A 19774-nucleotide genomic window follows, 5' to 3' on the forward strand; every position below is an offset into this window, starting at 1 on the left:
CATCCGGCCGGCGATCGGATGGACCGGCGCAACGTTCACCTGGGCTGGCCCAGAGAGGCGAACGACAGGAACGGGCTGGGCGTTCCGCTCCACGACACGTACAGCGCCTCCCGTGCCCGCGTGCTCGCCACAAAGAGCAGGCAGCGTTCCCGAAGCATGTCGCTCTCGTGCTGCAACTGGTCCACCTCTGGCGGTGTGACCTCTTTTGTGAACGGAACCGCTTTGGCCGTGGCCCCCACCATCGCGACACAACGAAACTCCAGGCCCTTCATCGCGTGCATGGTGGCGAGCCGCACCCCGTCGACCTCCGCACCCGGCTGATCCCGTACCCACACTGCGGGGATTCCAGCCGTGGTCAGTGTGTCGTGCACGCTGTTGAGAACCGTGTTGAATCGCGCGCAGATGGCTATCTCGCTCGGCTGGACGCCATGCTCGAGCCACTCCCGCACCCGCTTAACCAGCGCCGCGATCTCGGCTTGGGACGTCGGATACCCGTACGCGTGTGGTCGCTTGCCGTGCAGCAGCGACCGGTAGCCCGTGAGACTGTCCTCGCCATCACCGCCGAGGTCCTCAACTCGAGCCCCGACAAGCACCCCGGTAGACCAGGAGAGGATTTCCTCGGTGCTGCGATAGTTGATACGCAACCGACTGCTACGCCCCGCGACGGAGATACCGAGCGAGCTGAGGGAGACGTGAGAGTCGTAGATCCGCTGATGTGGGTCTCCGGTGATGAAAAGGTCGTCAGGGCCCGGGGCCACCGCGGCGCGCAGGACCCGCCACTGCGCCGGGTGTAGGTCCTGCGCCTCGTCCACCACCACGTGGTCGAAGCCGTGGACGCTGAGGTCGGCCCGCCCAAGCAGTTGTGCAGCGCGGGCGCAGATCTGGAGGTGGGTGGTGGTGCCGGCCGCCGCCAGCTCGGCCGAGAAGATCTCCACGGCCTCCCACACCCGGTCGCGCTGTCGCGGGCCCAGCGCCGTCCCTCTGCCCCGCCGGCTCACCTTCCGGTACGCCTCGCGGTTGGGGACATCCTGGGCAAGGACGACGTGCCGGTACTCCTGCGCGAGGAACTGCTCGGTCCACGGCAGGGTCAGTCGCCGACACACCCGCCGCCAGACTTGCCGCTCGTCGACGTCCCCGACCGGGGTCGGCATCCGTCCGGCGAGGGCTCGGACGGTGCGGTTGGCGAAGGAGTTGACCGTGGTGACCTCCACACGCGCCAACTGCTTCTCGTCTCCAAGAAGCAGCGCCAGGTTCTCCCGAAGGGCGGCGGCCAGAGCATTCGTGTACGTGGTGAGCAGCACCCGGCTGTCGGCCGAGCGGGACAACAGATGCTTGACCCGGTGCAGGGCGACCACCGTCTTGCCGGTGCCCGGTCCGCCGCTCACCTGCGCCGGCCCCTTGTACGACACCCGGTACGCGACCCGCCGCTGCGATGGATGCAGGAACACCCGCCACGCCGCGAACGGCTTGTCGAGGATCTCGGCCAGTTCGTCGGGCCGGGTCACCAGCATGATGCGGCTAGTGGTGTTGGCGATTGCCGCCGCCAGGCTCTCGCTTGGCTCCGGGGCGGCAGCCGGTCGGCGCTCAGCGACGAGGTCGCGGTAGACCTCGTCCGGCGAGAAGCCCTCGGCGAGATACTGCAGAACTTCAAACTGGTCCTCGGGCAGCAGCGTGCCGAATGCCTCGAGCTGTGGCTTGTCGATGATCGTCCGGACGGCCCGCAGCACCTGGTCGTCGATGCCGAGGTCACGCAGCACGGTGTCCGAATGGCGGGCGAAGAGCAGCGTCGGTGCCTCCGCCGCCGCCTTCTCTAACGCGGGCGTGAGCTGTTCGATGGCGACGACGTTGCGAACCTCCAGGGCCCTCGTCGCCGTGTTGATCGTGTAGAGGCGTTTCGCCGCCCAGGTATACGCGCTGTCGTGCGGCACGACGCTGATCAGGAGGAAGGTGTCGCTGCCGTCGTCCGGCGCCAGCACAACTCCGCGCCAGAAGTCGTTGATGCGGATGGTCCGCATCCTCGGGTCGCGCGCGTTGTTCACCGACTCCAGGTGCAGACCCTTGTCGGCGTGCAGCTCGGCGATGCTCAGCTGCTGGAACTTCGCCATCGCCTTGCGTACGCCGGCCTTGACCGGCTTCCCCAGGACGTCGTAGCTCTCCCAGAAGGTATTGGCGAAGGCAAGCTGGGGCACGGGCGGACCTCCGGGGGGAAAGGGACGACGACGGCGGAGCGGCGCTGCCGACCAAGCAGGGTGGGCGGCTCCCGCAGCGCCCGGCTCCGGACGCTACGGGAGGGCAGGTGTCGGGTTCGGAACCTAGACCATGACCAACTCGTCCGAGGTCGGCAGCTGCGCCTGGTCGTAGAACCAACGGAGATGGTCGAGTAGAGCCTCGCGGGCATCCGCGTCGACGAGGACCGTCAGCGGGAAACCGGGGCGGAGAGCAATTTTCGCGGCGGCAATGTCGACGCCGGACAACTGGTTCAAGCGTTGTCGGAGCTCCTCCCGCAGGCTGACGTCGTCGAACGGCGCCCGGGTGCTCAGGTGCTGGAAGACGACCTCAAACTTCCCGCTCGGGTAGATCGCCGCTGGCCAGAGGTTGCCGAGTTCGTGCGTCTTTCCGCGCGCCATGAGAAAGCAGGAGGTTTCGCCGCCACTGCCGTAAAGAACGGTGCCACCCATCGTGGTCCAGGCGTCGAGAACGACGTGCGTGGCGGTGGCGACCTGGGGGCCTTGCAAAGTGGTGAGCTGCTCCATGAATCGTGCGGCGAGGTCGGTCTCGTGACCCGGTCGAGGTCGGGGCAGGCGGTCGGGCAGATCCTCAGGCGTCACCCCGGCCAGTTGTGCCAACTCTTCAGTGCCGATGCGTTGGGCCTTGTCGGCCCGTCCAGACTCGTCGAACGTCACGCCCTCGGCGCGCAGCAGGTCACGTGGGTCGTCAGTCCGGTTGGGGTCGAGCCAGCGGAAGCCGGGTGAGGGGGTGCCTTCGGCCTGCAACACCCGGTGTGCGTTCGGGGTCGGATGGTTGGCGAGGCGGGAACCGACCGGCACCGGAGCGGTGCCGATGAGGGCGGCCAAGTCGCCGTACGTGGTCCAGGAGCCGGCAGGCAGCTCGGCGAGGGCCTTGTTCATGATGTCCCAGGGCACCTCCGACTGCTCGCCTGCTTGCTCGGTGGGGCCCGGCCAGATGGAGACGATGCGGTCAGCGAGGACGTCGGCGCGCGCGTGGATTTCGGGACGTCCCCAGCGGTCCTGGTCGGCGATTTCCTGGTTCAGCAGGATCCCACTCTTGGCGAGCTGGAGACGCTTCACTGGAAAGGAGCTGTTGCTCAGCTCGGAGTTGTAGCCGGTCAGGGTGAGGTTACCCAGGGTGTGTACCAGGGCTTCGTGCACCTCGCTGAAGCTCTCCTCGGGCCCGAGGTCCGCAGCCAACACCTGCCGCCATTCGGCCGTGGGGGTTTGCGGCAGCACATGCTCGATGGTCAGGGAGTCCAGCGCCACCGGCTCCTTGCTGCCATACGACTCCTCGAGCCAGCGGAGCACCAGGTTGCGCTGGTGCGGGCGACCGTTGAGGTAGTACGGGATCGATCGGACGGCGGCTCGCACGCTGGCGTCGGTGGCGTAGTACTTGCGACCGACCGACAGGTATGCCCGCACCGCCTCGTCCACCGGCAGGCTCTCGTCCATCTCCGTGACGACGGAGAGCAGGATCCGGTTGACGTTGGCAGTGGCCCGGCCGATCAACAGCCGCCGCACGAAGAAGCTTTCCACGTAAAGCATCGCCGAGGCAACCTGCGCAGAGGTCGCGGTCCCGTGCTCCCTGCGGTCCAGCAGGTGCAGCAGCAGCGGATAGACGGTGGTCGTACCCCACGCACTGAGCCGGTCCAGCCGCCGCCGAACGCCCTGGTCCTGCTCTTCGCCGGGATGGAGGATGACCCGAAGCAGGGCGCCCAAGCGGCTGAACCGCTGCACCTCCGCTTCGATGTCCTTTTCGGACCGAAGCCGCTCAAGCCGGGCCTGTTGGCCCGCGTAAACATCGGTCTGTTTGATCCGCGGGTCGCGGTGGACCAGATCGAGCCAGAAGAGCAACTCCAGTTCGGCTGACGTCAACCGGCCCTGCAACGGCAGCCAGAGGGACTGGTAGACGATCTCACCCCGGGTTGGCAACCGCATGAACAGGTAGTTGCGCAGCAGGTCGCCCTGAGTGAGTTTGAGACCGGTGTTGTTGAGCGACTCGAAGATCCGGTGGACGTTGTCTCCAGGCTGTGCGGTGACCGACACCAGGGCGAGGCCTGTGATGACGGCGTTCTCAATGCGTTCGATGTCGACAGGATCGTCCGCGTCGTCCGCTGCGGCCAACTGCGCGACGAAGAACCGGTACGCCGCACCCACTGGATTCGCGCCCCCCGCCTGCGAGGTCGAGTCCAGACACGCCAGGTACGCGTCCCGATCAGCCTGAGTGGGGACAAGCTTCAACCGCTGGGAAGCCGGCTTCCACGGATTGACCAGGTACTGCTGGTTGATCCGCTCACGGTGCATACCGTCCTCGTGCTTCGCGCGGTGGTCCCGTATCGCGCAGAGCAGGAGGGTCAGGGTCGTGAGCCGCTGCTGGCCGTCCACCACCAGATACTCGGCAACGCCCGCGGGGCCGTTCGTGGGACTGGGCGCGAGCACGAGAGAACCGATGAAGTGCGTCGCGCTCGGGTTGGTCACTCGATCGTCGGCGAGCTTGCGGACGTCATCCCAGAGCCGCGCCAGCTGTTGTTTGGTCCACGAGTAGGTGCGCTGGTAAAGCGGCACCTGATACTGCTTCGCACCCTCCAACAAACCTTGGAGCGTGGTCTCCGCTGCCGCAACCATCCTGACTCCCCGCTACTTGGCACCTGCCCTGAGTCCGGCAAGACAAACAGAACACCGGACCCGGAAGCAACCGACGTGAGGCCTGAAACTATCTCGTACAGCCCTTTGGTCCCGTCGGATTTCTGACACATCATGACTTTCGTCCGCTGTCTGGTGGCTTGGTCCGGCGGCTGGGTCGAGCCGGAGCGGTCCGAGACCATGGATCCCTCAAGGAGCCTGTGGTGACTCTCCTGAAATGGGTAGGCCACCACAGGCGCCCTGTCAGAGACCGAAGACCTTCTGGGCAAGGTTTCGCCAGGCCGGGAAGTTCACCCCGCCTCGGTCGTCCGTCACCACCAACATGCCCTGCTCCCCACCGCCATCCTCGGACGGGAGGACCCCGTTTCGGGCGTACCAGTCCTTCTTCACGGTCCACTTAGCCGCATACCGAGGGTCGGCGAGCATGCCGAGGTGCTCCCAGATCACCGTCTCCCCAAGATCGGTGGTCACGGTGAAGTCGGGCCGGACGGTCCGTCCGTCGGTACCGGTGAAGGACGCCTCGTAGTCGTAGGACAGGCCCAGCTCGTGCAGCAGGTTGGCAATGAGCAGCTCGCTCTTGCTGCGGACCAGCTCCCCTCGATCCGTACGGTGGACCAGGCCGCGATCCAGGACGGCTTCACCGACCTGGATCGGGTCCGACGGGACGAAGAGATTCGTCAGCCGGCCTGCGGTGTCTGAGTAGACGGGGGAGCCGCACTTGGCGACCTCGTCGAGGTCTGCCTCGTGCAGCAGGATCACCTTGCCCTTTTGGCGGGTCAGGGCGGTATAGAGCAGTTCCCGACTCAGGCCGGAACCGTCTTCCGGCAGCACCACGACCGTGATGCCGAACTCGCTTCCCTGCGACTTGTGGATGGTGATCGCCCAGGCGAGTTCCAGCATCGGTGCGCGAGAGTCGTCGGACCAGTCGTAGAAGTCGTACTTGATCTTCTCCCGGCCACTGAACTCGATCTCGGTCTTGTTCGGCCGGGTCACCCACTTCGAGCGGGTCTGTCCGACCACCACCCCCAGCTCACCGTTTGCCACGAAACGTTCCGCATCCCTCGGGTAGACCCGCGACTGCTTGAACTGGTGATTGCGGATGTTGATGACCTTGTCGCCGACGACGATCCGTTCCGGGCCGATCGGCTTGGCGTTCCACCGGTTCGGCCCGACCGACTGTTCCAGGGCACGGGTGGCGAAGGCGTCCTTCAGCGCGCGGTTGATCTCGACTGTGCCCCAGCCCCGACTCCGGACCGGCGACAGGATCTGCCAGGCGTCGGCGAGCGCTCCCGCTCCGCCGGGGAAATAGAGATTTCCCTTGCCGGACACCACACCGCCGTAGCTACGGCCGAAGGCGGCTGCAAGTTCCTGATCGGAGGCCGACCTCATCTCCGGAATTTCCTCCCGCAGGACAGCGAGAAGCGTCGGGAACAGGTCGGCGCGGCCGTACCGGACGGCGCGCAGGGTCGGCAACTTCTCGCCCGCGCGCAGCCGCTCCCAGACCAGGTCCGCGGCCGGCGAGAGCTCGCCGTCGGCGAACCAGCTGGCGAGGACCAGGTCGTCGCGCTCCTGCCCCACCTGGCGACGGGGGATGGTCAGTTCGGCGTAGCCGGGTGCGCAACGTGGCGTGCGGGTGGCGATGTCCTCGGGGGCGAGCCGACGCACGATGTCGACGAAGGGGCGTCCAGCGCCGATGGGAGGGAGCTGCCGGGGATCCCCGACCAGCACCAGCCGCTGCACTCCGGTGACGGCGTCGAGCAGCGCCGCCAGTTGCTCCTCGGTGAGCATGGATGCCTCGTCGACCACGACGGTCTTGAAGTGCTTCGCCCGGGTCTGCGCATCACCGGTCACGAGGTACCGCTCGGTCCACGGGTCGTACCGCCTGGTGGAGATCAGGAACTGCGCCAGGGTGACCGCTGGCGCGTCGACCCGTTGCGCGAGCTGAACACGGGCCTTGCCCGTGGGGGCGACCAGGAGCACTCCGCCAGCGGCCACCGACTCGGTGTGCCGCAGCACCTGGAGCAGTGTCGTCTTTCCCGTTCCCGCCGAGCCAATGAGGACGCTGATTCGCGACGAGTAGAGGGTGTTGAGGGCCGCCACCTTCTCGGCCCGAGCGCGCTTCTCGGCGTCCAGTTCGTCCTCGGCGATGGCAATGTCCATGGCCGGCAGGAGAGCGTTGAGGCGTGCCTCGAAATCGGGAGCGCCCGGAATGGGGGCTGCCTTGAGCCGCCGCCCGACCTGGTCGCGGATGACGTTGCCCACGCGGGTCAGATCTGCGAGCTGAAGGGCCGGTGCGCCGTTGGACAGGATCACCCCGGTCAACGGGGCATCGGCAGGCAGAGTCCCCGCGGACAGCTGGTGGGCGTCGAGCAGATCCGCGGTCACCGGACACGGCTCGGTGAGGTTCCGCCCTCGGATGCTGATGACCAGTTCTGCCTGGGGCTGGAGGGTATGTCCGGCCTCCTTTGCCCGCTGCAGTTCGTCGAGGAGGAGGGCACGTACCCGGCGAGCGTCGAGGTTGTCGTCCATGGCACTGGGCCTGGGCAGCGGGAACGTCGAGGCGATCCTGGCGTCCGGAAAGCAGCCACGGTCGATGATGGAAAGAGGGACGCCCTCTGGCTGGTCGCGGTCCGCCTCGTACAGCCGGTAGGGGTTAGCGATGATCTGGTCGTCATCGCCCAGCGCCGAGTCGCGCTTCTCCAGCAGGAAGAACCGCTCCGCCTGGTCTCTCGTCAGGGAGAAGCGACTCAGCAGTTGCAGCAGACGACGTCGTTCTGGCTTGAGGGCCTTCCAGGTGGCACGCAGGCTGGGCGTCAGGTGCGTCTTGGCGGTGACGCCCAGGCGGTTCGGGTCCGTCATCGCCTCTTCAAGCGTCTGCCACGGGTCATTGCCGGGCCCGGTCGCCGCAGCGACCATGTGGGCGAACGTGACGTACTGCGGGACGCCGAGGGCAGCCAGGACGCTGGCCAGCCCGGGTCGGGGCCCACGTAGCTTCCAGAGTCGGTTGAGCTGCCCCTGCAGCCAGTCGAATCCGAGGGTGCCCGCGTCGTCTCCGAGAATGCGACGCGCGGCGCGTCCCGCCGCCATCAGCGCGAGCAGCCCGTCGATGGCGAGATCGTGGCTGACGTGTTCCGTAACGTACGAGAACGCCTCCCAGCCGCCCTCCGGCGCGAAGGCCAGAGCATCGCCGATGTCGACGCCTCTTCGGTCGCGAGCCTCAAGCAACGCCTGGTACGGCAGCAGGAATCCTTGCTGCTGGTCGGGCCGCAGCGAGTGCCCGATGCTGGTCTCCCACATCTGTGCGGGGAACGGCTCCCCGCCGCTGCTGCGGTACGCCCCGGTCGGCGTGACGTCGGTGACCATAGCGGCCCCGACGAGCAGCCGGCGCGGGTCGTCGCTCAGCGGGCTGTGCTTGGCGTAGAAGAAGACGATGCTCCGCTCCGGCTGGACGGTGCTGAAGAAGGCGTCCAGCAGGGCCCGCTGGTTGTCGCCGTGCATCATCCACGTCGATTTGTCCCAGCCGGTGATCGCGTCGACCTGATCCTCCAACTCGGGTAGCAGACCGAGGCGGCGTTCCTCGTTCAGCAACTTCGCGCCGTCTCGGGACATCCAACGGAAGGGAACCGCCTGGGCGGAGTACGGCGGCATCGTCTGCGGGGTGGGTTGGAACGTCGCGAACGCAGGCGACTTCTTCGTGAACGGGTGCGTGCGTTGAAACGGAATCACCCGTGGGGACATGAAGGTGGCCCGTTCCGCCACGCACGGCGGGGCCTCAGCGAATGGCAGGTCGGCGATGTCCCGACCGGCGTTGCGTTGCTCCTGGTCGTCGCGTCGGTTCTGGCCGATGTTCTTCAACAGCACGCACGTGCCGTTGCCGTGGGGGTCGGCGCAGACTGTTCCCTTCCAGCCGGTGTCGTGCCAGGGCACACGGATGGAGATGTGCTCGATCGGCGAGGTGTCACCCATGACGCTCTCCTCAGTCAGCGCCGCCCCGGCGGCGAAGAAGTGATCGGTCGGTGCTGCGGTTCGTTGCCCCGGTGAGGAGCAGTTATCGGGAGTCCGGTCGACGCAGGCCTGACAGCAGGTCAGCGATCTCCCTGCTGCTCGGATGCGTGGCGCTGTTGAGCCGGGTCAGATCCGCGAGGAGACGGGTCAGGGTCTGCTCGGCAGCGTGCCTCTGGCCGGCGCCGAGCTGGAGCAGACCGATCTGACGCCTCAGCTCCAGCGTGCGCGGGTCGTCCGGCCCGAACGCGTCGGTCTGGTCCCGCACCAACGTCTCAAGCTGCCGCAACGCCTCACTCGTCTCCCCGAACAGCGCCCGACAGGTGGCAGCCCTGAGCCGGCAGTGCAGCGCGATGTCGGCATGCGGTCCGGCGTCCCGGGCCACGTCCTCGGCAAGTTCCTCGTACGCCGGGGCGGCCTGCCGGTAGTCCCCCTCCTCGAAGAGCGCGTCGGCCAGCTCGAGCCGGACGCGCACCACGTCCTCGTCCGTCCTCCCGAGAGCGGTGACCGCGGGAGCGACGGCGGCAGCGAGCACTTCCGCCGCCTGGCCGTAGCGGGACGAACCGACCAGCCGGCTGGCTTCCGCTCGTGCGCGCCGGAGATCCGAGCGTCCCGTCCCCGACTTCACATCAGGCCGGCGTTGAGGTTGCGCAGACGCAGCTGTGGACGCGGGCGGCACGAGCGGCCCGGCCAGCGACGTCGCGGGGACCGCGGTGAACACCCGTCCGAGCATCGAGCCGTACATCCGGGTCGGGCTCACCGTCGACGGCGCCTGAAGAACCCCGGGGATCGGACCGAGGTCGGTGACGAAGGGCCGCAGACGGTCGTAGACGACGTGAGCGCTCTGCGGCCGGTCCTCGGGTTTCTTCCGCAGCAGGTGCAGCAGCAGCTCCTCCAGCGCGGCGGGCACATCGTCCCGGACGCCGCGTACCGGCAACGGCTCGTGGGCCACCTGCTTGCTCCACACGTCGTAGGAGGTGGAGCCGGTGAAGAGGCGCTCCCCGGTGAGCATCTCGTGCAGCGTGCAGCCCAGTGCGTAGAGGTCGGTGGCGGGGCCGCTGATGTTCGTCTGGATCTGCTCTGGCGCCATGTACGCGGGCGTTCCGGGCGGCAGTCCGGTTGCGGTGATCTTCGAGAAGTCGGAGAGGGTGGGTGCGGCGGCGAGCCCGAAGTCGAGGACCTTGACCGCGCCGTCGGGCTGGAGCATGAGGTTGCTGGGCTTGAGGTCCCGGTGCACGAGTGAGGCATTGTGGGCGGCGGTGAGGACTGCGCACACCTGGGCGGCGATCCCCGCCGCCCAGCCGATGGGCAGGGCGCCTTGTTCGGCCACCAGGTCGGCGACGCTGATCCCCTGGATGCGTTGCATGACGAGGTAGGGCCGGCCCTCGTGCGACCCGACGTCGTAGACCGCCGGGACGCCGGGGTGTTCCAGCCGGGCGGTGATCCGGGACTCACGGACGAACCGGCGGATGTAGTCCTTGTCCGGCTCGCCGTCCGGGAACCGGATGAACTTCACGGCCACCGGTCGGTCCAGTTTCGTGTCGTGGGCGAGCCATACCTCGCCCATGCCACCTCGGCCGATGGGCAGGTCGTCCAGCTCGTACCGGCTGTTGATCAGCGTTCCCATCGGGGCAGCCCTCTCCGTCCTCGGTCCTTCGACATGAGCCGGCTAGTCCGTCATCACCGGACGGAGCGTCCCGTGGCAGAGTCCACGGAACGCATGCTCGACGAGTTCCTCTGCCAACACCGCCGTCTCCCGCAGGCCCGCCTCGAAGCTCATCAACCGCCGGAACGCCTCTCCGACGGCGCGTTGCTCGGCGAGAGACAGGCGAGGTATTCGGGTTCGTCGGATGTCGAAGCGCCCACCGAGGGACGAGCCGCTGGAGCCGCCGCGCTGCGCGGTGCGCAGCGAGCCGGCCAGGAAGTACGGATCCACCTGCCCAGGGTCGACCCGCAGCAGGTACAGCCGCGGCCCGAGCAGTGGACCTTCGGCGGTGACGACGTGCACGGCGGGCCCGCGCGGCGCGAGGGGTGTCACCACGTCGCCTGCCCGTAGGGTGACCGCGCCCGGCAGCACCGCCCCTCGCGCGGAGGCCGGACGGCCGAGGCGTACGTCCCGGGCCGTGAGCACCGGCACGGGCCCGTCCTCCTGCGTGCTCATCTTCATCGGCGCCTGCCGGACGGTGATCGCGCCGATCCTGATCAGCTCACCGATGGTTGTCATCGTCGGAGCGTCGGGCAGGGGAGCATCCGTCAGGTCCGGCAGAGTCGGCACGAGAGCCTCGACGGCGGCGGTCAGCGACGCCAGCGCGGGCGGGAAGGCGGACGGGGCCGCGCCGACAGCATCGAGGTGCCGGGCCGGCGTGAGGTCCACGTCGTCGTCCAACAGGTCGATGACCGGAACCGACCGGCCACCGGCGGGCATCTCCCGTCCGGCCGAGAAGGCGGCCCAAGCGTGTTCTGCGCGTGCGGGTTCCGAGGCGGCGTCGACCAGGAGCACACTGTCCGGACGCCGCGCCCCGTCGGGGCGTTGCAGCAGCCACAGATCGGGTGCGACGGATCCGGTCGGTCCGGGCGTGGCGCGGCAAATGATCGCCCGCAGCGCACCGGCCCGCAGCAGGTTGCTCCGGATGCGTCGGCCGGAACGCCGACCGGCCGCGGCAGGCGGCATGAGGATCGCGACGAGTCCTCCGGGCTCGACGTGGCGCAGGCAGTGCTGCACCCAAGCCAGTTCCGGCTCACCGCGCGGCGGCAGGCCGTACTCCCAGCGCGCGTCGCCGGCCAGTTCGTCGCTGCCCCAGGCACGGTCGGCGAAGGGTGGGTTGCAGACCACGGCGTCGAACAGCTCCCCCACGTAGGCATCGGCTCGCAGCGAGTCCGACACGGCGACCCGGACGTCGCCGGCATGCAGCAGCAGGCGGGCGGCGGCGATGCGCGCCGACGTCCGGTTCACCTCCTGGCCGCACACGTGCCGGGCACGGCTGTCGGTAGCCGCGAGCAGCAGGGTGCCGATCCCGCAGGCCGGGTCCAGAACGGTTTCGGCCTTAGGAGCGGCGAGCGTGATCATGAACGAGGCGAACGCCGTCGGTGTGACGGTGTGACGACGCGAATGGACCTCCAGATAACGCTCGCAGAGAAAGTCGAAGACGGCGCGGGAGCCTTCCTGGTCGGCCGCCTCGGCGGCCAGGCGGACGATGGTCACCGCGTCCGGGTCCGGCACGTCGGTGATGAGGTGGGCGAACTCCGGAACGCCCCTCGCCAGTTCCTCCCGCAGCTGGTCCATCACCACGTCGTCGGGCTGCTCGGCGAGGCTCTTCCATCCGGCCGGATCCCGCTCGAGAAACACCAGGAAGCCACCGAGATAGCCGATCCGGTCGCCCAGCTCGAGATCGGCGGCGGCACCACGCAGGGACTGCCACACCCGGTCCACGGGGGTCAGCTGGAACGGCCTGTCGTGCCGGCTGAGCCACCGCTCGACCTCGGTGAGCGCGAACAGAGGACTCGCGGAGCTGCCGCCGACCGGCTGCGGGAAATCGGGAAAGCGCCGTCGCCAGTTGCTCACCGCCGCCCGCCCGACGCCAGCCAGCCGAGCGATGTCACCGGCGGCCACGGTCGCACCGTCCGACATGGTCACCTCCCCTGCCCGGATGCCTGGAGCCGGGCCAGCACCCCTCGCGTCTGCAGCTCCGCGATGTGCTCGGCGGCCCGCTTCGGCGCCGTCCCGCCGCGTACCAGGAGCCCGGCCTCGATGTTGCGGTTGACCCCGAACTGGGTCAGGTTGGCGCTGGACACCAGCAGCACGCGGCGATCAGCGACGGCGATCTTCGCGTGCATCTTGGCGTGCTCCTCGGTCCTCCGCTCGGCCGGCCAGTGCCACACCTGCACGCCGGCCAGGGTGGCGAAGGCGGCGGCGGGCTCCGCACCGTTCAACGCACCGCGAGCACCGGCCAGGGTTTCGACCACCACCGTCACGGCAACACCACGTGCGACTGCCGCCGTGAGCGCGGCCAGCAGCGGCGGGTAGGGCTTGGCGGAATACGTCATCAGCAGCAGTTCCGCTTGGGCCTCCGCCACCAGGTCGACCAGCACCTGGGCGGTGGCGCGGACCGGCACCGGGTGGGTGCTCGGTCCACTCCACACCGACTCGATCCGTACCGCTGCCGACCGCTGCGCGTGGCCGGCGGCCAGCCCGCGCAGGTAGGCCGCCGCCTCCGCGCCGGGCAGGCCCGAGGTTCGCTGAGCAGCCAGTACCGCCCCGGCCGCCTCGGCGAAGCCGGGCACCGGTACGGCGTGCCGGACGGCCTGCTCCGGCGAGCCGTCCCCGAGGCGGTCGGCCAGCACCCGCAGGTGTCCCGGGCCGAGCCGGTGCACCGCGGTCTCGGCCGCGGCCTCGAACGCCGGGTGCCAGCTCACGCCGGCACTGCGCTTCGCTCCGTGCCGCCATGAGGCACCAACGCACGGTGCTGATGGTTCGCTCGCCGGCGCCCGCTCATGGCAGCTCGGGGAAGAGCGCCAGCTCCGGCTGGTCGATCGGTACAACGAACCGCCGGTCCAGGAACCGGTTGCCACGTTCACAGGTCGTCTCCGAGACAAAGAGGCAGACGTGGCAGGCGGCCCCGTGCAGGAAGTCCTCCGGATGGTGCGGGAGTCGCTCGGCGCAGAGCGGATCCGAGGAGCAGTGCATGGCGTCGGTCAAGGCACGGCGGGTGAGGCGGACCAGGTCGTCGTGCTCGGCGAGCGACACCAGGCCACCGAGCGTTCCCTCGGCGTCCGGCACCGCCGTGTAGATGAGGATGCCGGCCCGCTGCGGGTCTTCCGGCGTGCCGGTGTAGATGCGTTCTGACAGGCTGGCCGAGCTGTAGCCGCATTCCAATGCGATGGTACGGATCAGCAGGTGCGACAGGGTGTGCAGGGCGAAGTACCGTTCCCCCGGCCAGTGCCTCATCCGGTCGAAGCCGCCCCGGATACGCCCGGAGTAGCGGCTCTCCCGGAACCGCCCGTACGCCTCCCGGTGCGTCTCCATGGTCTCGGTATCGGTGACCCGGTGCTCCCAGTCGACCAGCAGGTCCTCGGGGAGACGTAGAAAGATGCCCTCGCCTCGTACCTCGCTGGCCGGTACCCACTCAGGGGTGGCCCGGGACAGGGGTGCCCGCTGCACAAGGTCGGGGTCCATCGGGTCGGGAGCGTCGAGACGGGTGAAGCCGACGAGCGCCCGGACCTCGCGCAGCCGCTCGGCGTGGATGACGTCGGCGTAGATCTCCTTCAGCTCGCCCGGCACGCCGTTCGGGTCCCGGCGCAGCGTGAAGTCAGGGGTGGCGGGCGGCAGTTCCCGAGACGAGAAGATCTCCCACTCCGGTGTGTGCAGGTCCGGGTAGCCCTTCTCGTCGTCGTCAGCCTTCGGACCGTTGCGATGCCGCTCGGTGGCCGCCCAGATCTGCTCGTCGGTCCACTCCTCGAACTCCCGTTCCACCAACGGAACCGCTTTGCGGGCCCACTTGAGGAACGCGAGACTCTCCATTCCCTCGAAAGTCGACCAGTGCCGTTCCACCTTGGTCTGCAGCTCGCTGGCACCGGTGCGCGGCACCGCCAACGCGGACAACGTCTGCGCGAACCACTGGTTGGAGGCGCCGACCACCAGCAGCTTCAGCTTGCCGGTGCACTCCCCCGGCTCGAAGTCGCCGAGGTGGGCGCGGCGGCTTCGGCAGCGGGGCAGCTTCTCCGCACCGCGCTGGCCGAGCACCTCCTTCATGTTGCGGCGTGCGCCGCACGGCACGCACCGGATCTCCACGTTGGCGCCGAGGTTGCCGCCCCGGTCATCCATCCGCAGCTTCGGGTGGCTGACGTTGGGACACCCGCCGCCCTGGTGCACGTACTGCACGTACGGGAAGTCGTCGAGGTGGCTGGCGGTGCAGGCCAGCACGAACCGGGCAGCCACCGCCATCGGCCGCCGACCGGCCTTCTTCCGCCCGCAGACCGTGTGGAAGAACCGCGCCTCGTGCGGCTTGCGGGCCTTCGAGTTCTCGAACCCGAAGACCCCTCCGTCGATGGGGGCCAGTTCGTCGCAGGCAGTGCAGCGCAGCCAACCGGGGAAGGGCGTGATCGGCACACCGACCTTGGCCCCCGGGCCGTTGGGCTGCTGGTCGGCGCCCTCGATCCACGGCGCCGGCCGCAGCTCCTTCACGGACTTCTGGTTGAGCAGCTTGCGTACGGCGGCGAGCAGCCGGGGCTCTTCGATCGGCTCCCACTCCGGCACGGCCTGGTGGTTCCAGTCGTCGAGGCCCCGCACCAGCACGGAGAAGTTCGGCAGGTCGACGATCGCGCCGACGCCGGTGGTGAACATCAGGTGGCTGGGGCGCACCGACCCGACCCGCCGGAAGTGCCTGCCCGCCATCAGTTCCCCTTCCCCGCGAGAGTCGACTCGCCCAACTCGTCCCCGTCCGGCAGATCCTCGTCCCGCACGTCGTCAGTGGGCGGCGGGCCGAACGACCACTCCGGTGCCCCGTACTGCGGGTCGAAGATCTTGTCGCCGGCCGGCAGGACCAGGTTGATCTCGTTCTCGGTCTCCCGCATGGACTGCCCGACGGTCAGGTCGGTCCACCGCTCGCCGCCCGCCACCGTGAGCAGCCCGGCGAGCTTCTGCTGCTTGAAGGTGCCCTCCGCGTAGCCGAGCCGAGTGGAGCCGGTCTTCCGTTTGCTCCACTCGTCCCGCAGCCGGTTGATCCGCTCAAGGAGGTAGTCCCGGCCGCGGTCGCCGGCGATGTCCTCGGCCCGCTGGAGGAAGCGGTCAATGACTCGCTGCACCTCCGGTCCGTGGAGGGGCACATCGTGCGCGTCCGTGTTCCGGGAGAAGCCGTCCTCCGCGTTGCGGACGGCCGCGACGAGGGTCGCGGTGGTCTGCCGGTCCAGCGCCCGCCGGGTGTACGGGGTGACTGACAGCGCCTCCACCTGCCGGTAGAAGGTGGCGTGGTAGTACTCGAAGTCCTCGTAGTGCGCGAGGTCCCGGGGCCGGGTCCAGTTGTAGAGGGTGACCACCAGCCCGGGCCGGCGCGCGTCCCGGCCGACGCGGGAGGACGCCTGGATGTACTCGGCCGTGTTCTTCGGCTGGCCGGTGACCACCATGAGGCCGAAGCGGGACACGTCCACACCGACCTGGAGCATCGAGGTGGCGAGTACCGCGTCGACCGGAAGCTGGCCCTCGTTCTGCCGCTTGTAGAAACGGTCGGTCACCGGGTGCAGGTTGAGCCGCGGGTTGGAGGCGGTCTTGGCCTTCATGGCCTCCCGCATGTCCTCGACGATGGCCTTGCGCCGGGCGGTCGTGTCGATCTCCGGGTCGAAGCCGATCTCCAGCCGCTTCAGCACCTCGCTGATGTCGCCGGACGAGATCCGGGACGTCAGCTCCTGCACGTTGAGCATGCTCGGGCCGGCGAGCCGATCGGAGAGGTCCTTGCGCCGGCCGTGCGTGCGGACGCGGGTGGTCACGTCGTCGTCGAGCAGGCGGCGCATGCCGGCCAGCTCGCGGGTGGCGCTGAAGTAGCCCACCGTCGTCATGTACGGGTCGGCGGGCTTGCCGTACCTGTCGAACAGGGTCTGCCCGGCGAGCAGCAGGATCTCCGCGACCCGGATCTCGGCGGACTTCATCCGTACGCCGTGGGCGCAGACACCGAGGTACCGGCGGCCGGGGTTCGCGACGGTGACCGGCACCTGCTCGCTGAAGAACGTGTCGGTGATGTCGATGACCGGCGGCGGGAACACCGCCAGGTCCCGCCCGAAGACGCCGAGCACCTGCTCCCGGGCCCGCTTCGTCGTGGCCGTGGACGCGACGATCTTCGGCCCGGCCTCGCCGCCGTTCGGCAGCGGCCAGGTGCAGAGCTGGTCGACGGCCGCCTCGAAGAGGCCGACCACGGTGCCGAGCGCGCCCGAGATGAGGTGCAACTCGTCCTGGATGATCAGGTCCGGCGGACGCAGCCGGATCACCGGCTGGCTGGTGACCGCCTCCAGGCTGCCCTTCTTGTTGTGTCGGTTGCTGCAGCCGGTGCGCTGGTCGAGGTCGTCGTGCCGGTAGCCGTGCCGGGGGCAACGCGTGCGCACCCGCCCGAAGAGCAGACCGGCGAACCCGCGCCACGGGAGCTGGGCGAGCTTGTCGACGGTGGCAATGACCAGGCTGGGGGCGTACCGGTAGATCTCCTCGTCGACGGTGAGGATCGGCAGGCCCTCGGTGCTGCGGGTGCGGGAGAACGGGCAGGCGTCGACGCCCTCGGCCTCGGCGCAGAAGAGCAGGACGCGGCGCAGGTCCTCCTTCGGCTCCAGGTCGCGCTCGGCGCGCAGCTTCGACCCGCACCACGGGCAGCTCAGCGTCTGGAGGACGTTGGTGAACTTGCCGTGCCCGGCCTCGCGCGCCTCGGCGATCTGCTCGGCCGCCTCGTCGAACCAGTTCGGTGAGACCCCACCGCCGACCCACAGCCCGATGCGGAACGGCTCGGTGCCCCAGGTGCGCTCGGCGCGCTGGCGCAGCACCTCGGCGGCGCAGATCAGCGCGGCGGCCCGCTGGAACTGCTGCGCGGTGAGCAGCCGCAGCGTGTAGCGCATGAGCACGGCGACGCCGGCCTCCCCGCTGCGGGCGTCCGCGCCGGAGCCGACCACGCCCTGAAGCCGGCGGATGGCGAAGGTGAACGCGGTCAGACCCAGGTACGCCTCGGTCTTGCCACCACCGGTCGGGAAGAAGAGCAGGTCGACGGTGGCGGCCCGCTCGGGGTGCGCCGGGTCGGTCAGCGACGGCAGGTTGAGCAGCACGAACGCGAGCTGGAAGGGCCGCCAGGACGCGGCGGCGGCGCCGCGCGCGTCGATGGCGGCCTTGGCCTCCGCGTACGTCAGGCCCTCTTCCTCCCGGAGCCGGGCGACCTCGCTGTGGCGACGTTGCAGCGCCATGGCCTCGTTGGCGAACCGGAACGCGGCGAGCGCGTCGGCGTGCTTGTCCGCCTCCGGGTTCGTGAGCAGCGCGATCCCGGCGCGGATCCGCTTCGCCGCCTTCTCGGCGTTCATGACGGCGGTCTGGGCGGCCTCGCGGAGCGCCTCGGGCAGGTCGGGGATCTTCGCGGCCTCGTCGTCGAGCCAGGCTTCGTACCCGTCGGCGAGCGGCGCCAGCCCGGTGCGGAGCCGGTCGATGTCGGCGGCGGCGAGGGCGTCCATGGACAGCTCGACACCGGCGAGCGGCCTGCCCTTGCCCACCGGGGCGACGGTAGCGGGGACGTTGTAAGTGGGCAGCCAGGTGGTGAAGAGCATGTGGGCGCAGCGCTCGCCGTCGCGCACCCAGGGGTGCACGGCAACGTTGCGGCCGGAGGCGTAGCGGCGCTGTGACCGGTAGAGCAGCCGCAGGTGCGCCTCCTCCAGGTCGTCACCGGTTCCCTTCACCCCGTCGAGCGGGTCGTCGATCGGCAGGAAGACGGCGGCGTGGCCGTCCAGCGCGGTCACCGTCAGCGCGGACTGGAAGAGCCAGGCGGTATCGGCGTTGCTCTCCGGCTCGACCTGGGTGTTGATCAGCACGAGCTGCACCACCCGCTGCCCGTCGCGCGGCCGGACCTCGACGGAGAGGTGCACCCCCGGGTCGTCCTGACTGGGGACGGTGAGCGGGATCCGGTACGAGGTCTCGCCGTCGAGCCGAACCTCCTTGTTGTAGGAGACCGGTTCCCGGTACCAGACGCGGCGCTTCTTGCCCTTCTCGTCCTCTGACTCGCGCAGGTCGTAGCGGCCCCACTCGGCGGTCACCGCCAGCACGTCGGTGTCGCCGGCGACGGCGAAGGACAGCCCCATCGAGGAGGCCCACATCTTGCCGAGGTTCTGCGGCGTGACCACATCCGGCAGCTCAGCCTCGCTGCCGTCGCCCTGGACGGCCGCGTCCACGTCCTGCACCTCGGACGATTCGCGGCGCTCGGTACGCGGGCGCTGCTTCGGGCCGAGCATGCCAACGAGGTAGCGCTCGCGCGGGCCCATCGCGCCGGGGCGGAACTCCTCGTGCTCGCCGTCCCACGGGCCGAGCAGGTCCCGCCCGATCAACTCCTCCAGCTCGTCGCGGACCTGGTAGGACGTGACGTCGGGGAACGTCTGCGGTACGTCGAGCGCCGGAATCAGCGCCGACGGATCCTGACCCTGGTCCTCCGCCCCGGACAGGGATAGCGCCTGCTGCTCGCCGCGAGGATGCGGGAAGAGTCCTCCCTGCGCGTCAACCGTCACGAGGACCTCCTCATCTTGGGAATGTGCTGTTGGCAGCAGTCGCTGACATCAGTCCGTAGCTGGCTCCAGGACCGGTTGGTGCCCACGGGCTTGTGGACACAGCCCAGCGCGACCGCCTTGTCGAACAAGGCCGGGGCGTCAGACTCGCGGTAGGGGCGTCCGGATTTACTTACCGACCGCATCAGAACCTTCTTCGGGTCGGCGATCGACCCGGTGTCCCGATTCCGGTACTGCGCCGGCACCTTCCAGGACGAGACCATGCCAGCCAGCGCATCCGGGAAGAGCAGCAGCCACGCCTCCATCTCCTCAACGGATAGGACGTAGTGTGCCGAGCCGAGCGCATCGATCAGCGCCTTCTGCACACGAAGGCGCACGGTGTTGTAGTTGTCGCCGTCGGTACGGTCGAGATCCTCATGGACGAAAACGCAGGCCAGCTCGGCATTCTCCCGGGACGCCCGGGCCCGCGCCTTCTTGGCCAGCACGTCGACCCGAGCCGCAAGGGTGCCCTGAGTAGCGTCGCGCAGCCGGACCTTGTCGTTGATCTCGACGATCCGCCCGCGCATCTGCGGGCAGAGCTCCTCCAGCAGGATGCGCAGACTCTTCCGGTCGTTGCTGTCCTCACCGGCGAGCACGACGACGGGTTTACGGGTTGCTCGGACAGACGTGCCACC

Annotated in this window: 9 protein-coding genes; all 9 read right to left on the reverse strand. The window is 69.1% G+C overall.

What is annotated here, in order from left to right; translation table 11 throughout:
* Positions 1-35 precede the first annotated feature (35 nt).
* Positions 36-2189 (reverse strand): UvrD-helicase domain-containing protein, encoded by a 2154-nt coding sequence (locus AB0G08_RS11635; RefSeq protein ID WP_358086324.1) that lies wholly within the window; start codon positions 2187-2189, stop codon positions 36-38.
* Positions 2190-2312: 123 nt separating this feature from the next.
* Positions 2313-4856 carry a DUF262 domain-containing protein gene (locus tag AB0G08_RS11640; protein ID WP_358086326.1) on the reverse strand — a complete coding sequence of 848 codons (2544 nt, stop codon included), beginning with the start codon at positions 4854-4856 and terminating at the stop codon, positions 2313-2315.
* A 261-nt stretch (positions 4857-5117) separates the two neighbouring features.
* Positions 5118-8840 (reverse strand): ATP-dependent RecD-like DNA helicase, encoded by a 3723-nt coding sequence (locus tag AB0G08_RS11645; protein WP_358086328.1) that lies wholly within the window; start codon positions 8838-8840, stop codon positions 5118-5120.
* 82 nt (positions 8841-8922) lie between these two features.
* Complete coding sequence (locus AB0G08_RS11650) at positions 8923-10503, reverse strand: serine/threonine-protein kinase (protein ID WP_358086330.1); 1581 nt, start codon at positions 10501-10503, stop codon at positions 8923-8925.
* A gap of 42 nt (positions 10504-10545) precedes the next feature.
* A complete protein-coding gene (locus tag AB0G08_RS11655) occupies positions 10546-12504 on the reverse strand; it encodes an N-6 DNA methylase (protein ID WP_358086332.1) in 1959 nt (652 codons plus the stop codon).
* Between the two features lie 2 nt (positions 12505-12506).
* Positions 12507-13289, reverse strand: coding sequence for a DISARM system phospholipase D-like protein DrmC (gene drmC / locus AB0G08_RS11660; protein ID WP_358086334.1), 783 nt, complete (start codon positions 13287-13289; stop codon positions 12507-12509).
* A 76-nt stretch (positions 13290-13365) separates the two neighbouring features.
* Positions 13366-15267, reverse strand: coding sequence for a DUF1998 domain-containing protein (locus AB0G08_RS11665; RefSeq protein WP_358086336.1), 1902 nt, complete (start codon positions 15265-15267; stop codon positions 13366-13368).
* On the reverse strand, positions 15267-19103 hold the full coding sequence (gene drmA, locus AB0G08_RS11670; RefSeq protein WP_358086338.1) for a DISARM system helicase DrmA: 3837 nt from the start codon (positions 19101-19103) through the stop codon (positions 15267-15269). Before drmA ends, AB0G08_RS11665 begins: the two co-directional genes overlap by 1 nt.
* On the reverse strand, positions 19100-19735 hold the full coding sequence (locus AB0G08_RS11675; RefSeq protein WP_358086340.1) for a hypothetical protein: 636 nt from the start codon (positions 19733-19735) through the stop codon (positions 19100-19102). The genes drmA and AB0G08_RS11675 overlap by 4 nt, the downstream gene beginning before the upstream one ends.
* Between the last annotated feature and the right edge of the window lie 39 nt (positions 19736-19774).

The organism is Micromonospora sp. NPDC023644 (assembly GCF_040640115.1).
Classification (GTDB): Bacteria; Actinomycetota; Actinomycetes; order Mycobacteriales; family Micromonosporaceae; genus Micromonospora.

Coding starts and splice junctions, on each gene's coding strand:
- AB0G08_RS11655 (WP_358086332.1), bottom strand. CDS start 12,504: ATGTCGGACGGTGCGACCGTGGCCGCCGGTGACATCGCTCGGCTGGCT.
- AB0G08_RS11640 (WP_358086326.1), bottom strand. CDS start 4,856: ATGGTTGCGGCAGCGGAGACCACGCTCCAAGGTTTGTTGGAGGGTGCG.
- AB0G08_RS11665 (WP_358086336.1), bottom strand. CDS start 15,267: ATGGCGGGCAGGCACTTCCGGCGGGTCGGGTCGGTGCGCCCCAGCCAC.
- AB0G08_RS11645 (WP_358086328.1), bottom strand. CDS start 8,840: ATGGGTGACACCTCGCCGATCGAGCACATCTCCATCCGTGTGCCCTGG.
- AB0G08_RS11650 (WP_358086330.1), bottom strand. CDS start 10,503: ATGGGAACGCTGATCAACAGCCGGTACGAGCTGGACGACCTGCCCATC.